We start from the raw sequence: 7,423 nt of genomic DNA on the forward strand, positions 1-7,423 counted from the left end.
CAAAACCTCAACCAACCGCCAATCCACAAACTCCGACAACGCCACCCCACACTCACCAACCCGCTCCGCAAACACCGGAGACGAATCCAACAACTCCACCGCCATCCCCACCCACTGCGAACCCTGCCCCGGGAACACGAACACCACCCCGGAGCCGCCCTGCAACGGCGTCGGCACCGCGGCCCCGGCGACCAGGGCGTCCGCGCCGGTCAGGAAGTCGCTGACGTCACCGACGACGACGGCCCGCCGGTCCAGCGCCGCCCGCCCCTTGGCCAGCGCGTACGCGAGGTCACCCGGGTCGGTGGTGGCGGCGGCGACGGCGGCCCGCAGCTGGGCGGCCTGGGCGCGCAGCGCCTCCTCGGTCTTGGCCGACAGCACCCACGGCAGCACGGCCGGCGGCGGGACGATCTCGCCCTCCAGCTCGACCGGCGGGGCCTCCTCGACGATGACGTGGGCGTTGGTGCCACTGATGCCGAACGACGACACGCCTGCCCGGCGCGGCCGGTCCAGCGCCGGCCACGGCTGGGCCTCGGTGAGCAGCCGCACCTCGCCGGCCGACCAGTCGATCTGCGGGGACGGCTCGTCGGCGTGCAGGGTGCGGGGCAGCAGCCCGTTGCGCATCGCCAGCACCATCTTGATCACGCCCGCGACACCGGCCGCACCCTGGGTGTGCCCGATGTTCGACTTGATCGAGCCGAGCCACAGCGGACGCTCACCCGGGCGGCCCTGCCCGTACGTGGCCAGCAGCGCCTGCGCCTCGATCGGGTCGCCGAGGGCGGTGCCGGTGCCGTGCGCCTCCACCGCGTCCACGTCGGTCGCCGGGATGCCACCGGCGGAGGCCAGGGCCTGCCGGATCACCCGCTGCTGCGAGGGGCCGTTCGGGGCGGTCAGGCCGTTGGACGCGCCGTCCTGGTTGGTGGCCGAGCCCCGGATCACCGCGAGCACCTGGTGGCCGTTGGCCCGCGCGTCGGAGAGCCGTTCCAGCAGCAGCATGCCGGCGCCCTCGCCCCAGCCGGTGCCGTCGGCCCCGGCGGCGAACGACTTGGACCGGCCGTCCTTGGCCAGGCCCCGCTGGCGGCTGAAGTCGATGAAGGTGTCCGGGGTGGACATCACGGTGACACCACCGGCCAACGCGAGCGAGCACTCCCCGGCCCGCAGCGCCTGCACCGCCAGGTGGATCGCCACCAGCGACGACGAGCAGGCGGTGTCGATCGACACGGCCGGCCCCTCCAGGCCGAGGGTGTAGGCGACCCGGCCGGAGACGATGCTGGCCAGGCTGCCGTTGCCCAGGTAGCCGGCCAGCTCGTCGGGCACCTGGTGCAGGCGCAGCGCGTAGTCGTGGTACATGACGCCGGCGAAGACACCGGTCGGGCTGCCCTTGAGCGAGGTCGGGTCGATCCCGGCCCGCTCCAGCACCTCCCACGACGTCTCCAGCAGCAACCGCTGCTGCGGGTCCATCGCGACCGCCTCACGCGGGCTGATCCCGAAGAAGTCCGCGTCGAAGTCGGCCGCGTCGTAGAGGAAACCACCCTCCATCGAGTACGTCTTGCCGGGCTTGCCGGGCTCCGGGTCGTACATGCCGGCCAGGTCCCAGCCCCGGTCGGTGGGGAACGGGGAGACCGCGTCGACGCCGCCCTCCAGCAGCTCCCACAGCTGCTCCGGGGTGCTCACCCCGCCGGGGAAGCGGCAGCTCATCGACACGATCGCGATCGGCTCCTGGGTGAACGAGGCAGGTGCCAGCTCCGGCACCACCGGGTCCACGTCGGTGCCGAGCACGGTGGAGACCACGAACTCGGCGAGCGCCACCGGCGTCGGGTAGTCGAAGACCAGGGTCGCCGGCAACCGCAGCCCGGTGGCGGCGTTGAGCCGGTTACGCAGCTCCACCGCGGCCAGCGAGTCGAAGCCCAGCTCGTTGAAGGCGCGGCGGGGCTCGATCGCCTCCGCGCCGTCGTGGCCGAGCACGGCGGCGACGTGCGCGCGGACCAGGTCGAGGGTGACCCGGTCCCGTTCGGCCGGGGTGAGGCCGGCGAACTGCCGGGCCAGCCCCTGCGCGGCGTCCGTCGGGCCGGCGGCCTGCGCGGCCCGCCGGGCCGGCAGCGGCACCAGGCCGCGCAGCAGCGCCGGCACCCCGTCGGGCCGGTTGCGCAGCGCGGTCAGGTCGACCCGGATCGGGGCGAGCACCGGCTCGTCGACGCCGAGCGCCGCGTCGAGCAGGGCCAGGTTCTCGGCCGGGCTGAGGCCGGGCATGCCGGAACGCTCGATGCGCTGCAACGCGGCGGCGTCCAACTGGCCGCCCATGCCGCTGTCACCGGTCCACAGACCCCAGGTGAGGGCGACGGCGGGCCGGCCCTGCGCCCGGCGGGTGGCGGCCAGCGCGTTCAGGGTGGCGTTCGCGGCGGCGTAGTTGCCCTGCCCGGCGCAGTCGAGCAGGCTCGCCAGGGAGGAGAAGAGCACGAACGCGCTCAGTTCGGCGTCGCGGGTCAACCGGTCGAGGTTGACCGCGCCGTCCAGCTTCGCCTGCAGCACCGCGTCGAGCCGCTGCGGGGTGAGCGAGCCGATCGTGCCGTCGTCGACGATGCCGGCGGCGTGCACCACCGCCCGCAACGGCCGGTCGGCCGGGACGGCGGCGAGCAGCGCGGCCAGGGCGTCGGCGTCGGCCGCGTCGCAGGCGGCCACCTCGACGCTCGCGCCCGCCGCTTCCAGTTCCGCGCGCAGCTCCGCCACACCGGCCGCCGCCGGGCCACGACGACTGGTCAACAGCAGGTGGCGTACGCCGTGCCGGCCGGCCAGGTGCCGGGCGACGTGCGCGCCGAGCCCGCCGGTGCCGCCGGTGACCAGCACCGTGCCGTCGGTCGGCCAACCGGCGTCGTCGCTGCCGTCGGGGGTGGTGGCGACCCGGGCCAGCCGGGGCACACTGATCGCCCCGTCACGTACCCGCAGCTCAGGTTCGCCGGTGGCCAGGGCGGCGGCCAGCAGCGACGTGGGGGCGTCGGCCAGCCGGACGGTGACGAACCGGTCCGGGTTCTCCGTCTGCGCGGCGCGCAGCAGACCCCAGACCGCCTCGGTGGCGAGGTCGTCGGCGCGGCTGACGAAGACCAGCCGGGTGCCGGCCAGCCGCGCGTCGACCAGCCACTGCTGCAGCAGCGTCAACGCGTCGGCGGTGGCGGCCCGGACGTCGCCGACGCCGACGCCGACGAACGCGAACTCGGGGGCGGTGGCGCCGGCGTCGATCGCGGCGCCCAGCGCGGCCGGGGCGGCGTGCCGGGCGGCCGTACCGATCCGCTCGTCGCCGAGCACCACCCAGCGGGGGGTGCCCGCCGGGGCGGGCCGGTGACCGAGCTTCGTCCACTCCAGCCGGAACAGCCGCTCGTGGTAGCCGCCCCGGGCGGCGGTGAGCTGGGCGGTGGAGACCGGCCGGGAGACGAACGAGCGCACCGTGGCCACCGGCGCGCCGGTGGCGTCGGCGAGGGTCACCGACACGCTGTCCCCGGCGGCCGGGGCGATCCGCACCCGCACCTCGGCCGCACCGGCGGCGTGCAGGGTGACGTCGTTCCAGGCGAACGGGATGCGCACCTCGTCGTCGGTGGGCTCGCCCCGGCGGGCCGCGTCGATGGCGTGCAGGGCGGCGTCCAGCACCGCCGGGTGCAGGCCGAAGCGGGCCGCCTCGGCCCGACTGTCGGCGGGGAGCGCGACCTCGGCGTACACCTCCTGGCCGCGTCGCCAGACGGCCTTGAGGCCCTGGAAGACCGGGCCGTAGCCGTAGCCCTGGTCGGCCAGCTCGGCGTAGATGCCGGCCAGGTCGACCGGCCGGGCGTCGCGCGGCGGCCACTGGGTGAGCGGCTGACCGGCGTCGGCGGCCTCCGGGGTGAGGAAGCCGCTGACGTGCCGGGTCCAGAGCTGGTCGTCCGGGTCGGACCCGTCGGGCCGCGAGTAGACGGCCACCGGGCAGCGGCCGGCCGGGTCGGCGGCGCCGACGACCACCTGGAGGGCGACGCCGCGCTCGTCGAGCGCCAGCGGGGCCTCCAGGGTCAGCTCCTCGACGGTGGGGCAGCCGACCTGGTCGCCGGCCCGCACGGCCAGCTCGACGAAGGCGGTGCCGGGCAGCAGCGCCACCCCGGAGATGGTGTGGTCGGCCAGCCACGGGTGGCTGCGCAGCGACACCCGACCGGTGAGCACCACGCCGTCGCCGCCGGCCAGGCCGACGACCGCACCGACCAGCGGGTGCCCGGCGGCGAGCTGACCGAAGCCGGTCGCGTCGGCGCTGCCGCCGCCGGATTCCATCCAGAACCGGCGACGCTGGAACGGGTACGTGGGCAGCGCGACCCGGCGGGCCCCACGGGCGGCGAAGAACGCCGTCCAGTCCACCGGCACCCCCCGCACGTGGGCGCGGGCGACGGCGGCGACGACGTCGGACTCCTCGTCGTGGTCGGCGCGCAGCAGCGGGGCGAAGACCGCGTCGGCGTCGGCGTCGGCGTCGAGGCAGGCCGGACCCATCGCGGAGAGCACACCGGCCGGACCGAGTTCGAGGAAGGTGGTGACCCCCTCGTCGGCCATGGCCCGGACGGCGTCGGCGAACCGGACGCTGTCGCGTACGTGCCGCACCCAGTAGTCGGGGTCGCACAGTTCACCGGAGAGCACCGGCCGGCCGGTGACCGTGGAGACGACCGGGATGGTCGGCGGGCGGTAGGTGAGCACGTGCGCCAGCCGGCCGAACTCGGCGAGCATCGGCGTCATCAGCGGTGAGTGGAAGGCGTGGCTGACCTTCAGCCGCTTCGTCTTGTGCCCGGCGGCGGCGAGGGCGGCGACCACCTCCAGCACGGCGTCCTCGTCGCCGGAGACCACCACCGAGGCGGGGCCGTTCACCGCGGCCAGGCCCACCTGCGCCTCGCGGCCGGCCAGCAGCGGACGGACCTGCTCCTCGGTGGCCTGCACCGAGATCATCGCGCCCTCGGCGGGAAGCTGCTGCATGAGCCGGCCCCGGGCGGCGACCAGCAGGGCGGCGTCCTCCAGGGAGAGCACCCCGGCGACGTGAGCGGCGGCCAGCTCACCGATCGAGTGCCCGGCGAGCAGGTCCGGCCGGATCCCCCACGACTCCAGCAGCCGGAACTGGGCGACCTCCACCGCGAACAGCGCGCACTGGGTGTAGGCGGTCTGGTCGAGCAGGGCCGCCTCGGCGGTGCCGGGCTCGGCGAACAGCACGTCGGCCAGCGGCACGTCCAGTTGCAGGTCGAGCCAGCCGCAGGCGTCGTCGAACGCGGCGGCGTAGACCGGGTAGCTGCGGTGCAGCTGCCGGCCGGCGTCCAGCCGCTGGCTGCCCTGCCCGGTGAACAGGAAGCCGAGCCCACCACCGGTGGCCTGGCCCAGGTGCACGCCGGGCACGTCGCCACCGGCGGCGAGGGCGGCCAGGTCCCCGACCGCAGCGGCCCGGTCCCGGGCCACCAGCACCGCCCGGTGCTCCAGCGCGGTCCGGGTGGTGGCCAGCGAGTACGCGACGTCGAGCAGTTCCGGGGCGTCCCCGTCGGTGTCCACGACGGCGAGCAACGCGGCGGCCTGGTCGCGCAGCGCGGCCTCGCTCCGGGCGGAGAGCACCACCGGCAGCACCTCGCTGGGCAGCTGCGGCACGGCGGGCACGGCCTCGTCGTCGACGGCCGGCGGCTCCTCGACGATGACGTGCGCGTTGGTGCCGCTGACCCCGAACGAGGAGACCCCGGCCCGGCGCGGGTGGCCCGCGTCGTCCCACGGGCGGGCCTCGGTGAGCAGCGCGACGGTGCCGGCGGACCAGTCCACGTTGGGGGTGGGCGCGTCGACGTGCAGGGTCTGCGGCAGCACCCGGTGCCGCATCGCCATCAGCACCTTGATCACCCCGGCGACGCCGGCGGCGGCCTGCGAGTGGCCGATGTTGGACTTGAGCGAACCGAGCCACAGCGGCCGGTCGGCGGGGCGTTCCCGGCCGTAGGTGGCGATGATCGCCTGCGCCTCGATGGGGTCGCCGAGGCGGGTGCCGGTGCCGTGCGCCTCGACCAGGTCGACGTCGGCGGGGGCCAGGCCGGCCGAGGCCAGCGCGGACATGATCACCCGCTGCTGGGACGGCCCGTTCGGGGCGGTCAACCCGTTGGACGCGCCGTCCTGGTTGATCGCCGAGCCCCGGATCACCCCGAGCACCCGGTGGCCGTTGCGGCGGGCGTCGGAGAGCCGCTCCAGCACCAGGATGCCGACCCCCTCGGCCCAGCCGGTGCCGTCGGCCGCCGCCGCGAACGGCTTGCACAGCCCGTCCGGGGCGAGGCCGCGCTGCCGGCTGAACGCGGTGAACGCGCCCGGGTGCACCATCACCGCGACGCCACCGGCCAACGCGGTGGTGCACTCGCCACGCTGCACCGCCTGGCAGGCCAGGTGCAGGGCGACCAGCGAACCCGAGCAGGCGGTGTCCACGGTCAGCGTCGGGCCCTCGAAGCCGAAGGTGTAGGCGAGCCGGCCGGACACCACGCTCGGCGCGTTGCCGGTGAGCAGGTAGCCGTCCAGGCCCTCCGGTGCCTCGTGCAGGCGGGGGCCGTACTCCTGCGGTTCGGCGCCGATGAAGACACCGGTCTGGCTGCCGCGCAGCGACGCCGAGTCGATGCCGGCGTCCTCCAGCGCCTCCCAGGCGGTCTCCAGCACCAGCCGCTGCTGCGGGTCCATCGTCATCGCCTCGCGCGGGCTGATGCCGAAGAAGTCCGCGTCGAACTCGGCCGCGCCCTCCAGGAAACCGCCCTGGCGCACGTAGGTCTTGCCCGGCTTGCCCGGGTCGGGGTCGTAGAGCCCGTCGGTGTCCCAGCCCCGGTCGGTCGGGAAGTCGCTGATCACGTGCCGGCCCTCGAAGACCAGCCGCCACAGGTCGTCGGCGGAGGTGCTGTGCCCCGGGTAGCGGCAGCCGATGCCGACCACGGCGATCGGCTCGTCGTCGGCGGCGGGCCGGCGCAGCGGCGCGGCGACCGGCGCGGGTGCCGCGTCCCCACCGAGCAGGGTCCGCAGCAGCCGCCCGACCGCCTGCGGCGTCGGGTGGTCGAAGACCAGGGTGACCGGCAGGTCCAGGCCGGTCACGGCGGTGAGCCGGCGGTGCAGCTCGACCGCGGCGAGCGAGTCGAAGCCCAGGTCGCGGAAGGGCCGGCCGGGCTCGACGGCGTCCGGGCCGTCCGGCAGTACGGTCCGCAGCACGTCGCGGGCCTGCTCCCGGACCAGCGCGGTGAGCGCCCGGTCCTGCTCGTCGGCCGTGCGGCCCTCCAGCCGCCGCCGCAGTGCCGACAAGGCGTCGGGCTCGGCACCGGTGGGGTTCACGGACTCGCTCATGGCACGCTCCACTAGGTCTCCGGGTTCGACGCCCGGCTCGGTGTGTCGGCTTTCGGCGCCCGATCACGGCAAGGCCGCCGCGACCGGTAGGGGGGACCGG

1 protein-coding gene is annotated in these 7,423 nt (G+C 75.6%); it reads right to left on the reverse strand.

The window, feature by feature from the left end; genetic code table 11:
• Window positions 1-7,323 (reverse strand): SDR family NAD(P)-dependent oxidoreductase (locus tag ACOJTC_RS27525; RefSeq protein WP_420119063.1); only part of this gene is annotated, 7,323 nt, incomplete at its 3' end.
• Window positions 7,324-7,423 lie beyond the last annotated feature (100 nt).

It is taken from the genome of Micromonospora sp., from assembly GCF_048594385.1.
Lineage (GTDB): Bacteria > Actinomycetota > Actinomycetes > Mycobacteriales > Micromonosporaceae > Micromonospora > Micromonospora wenchangensis.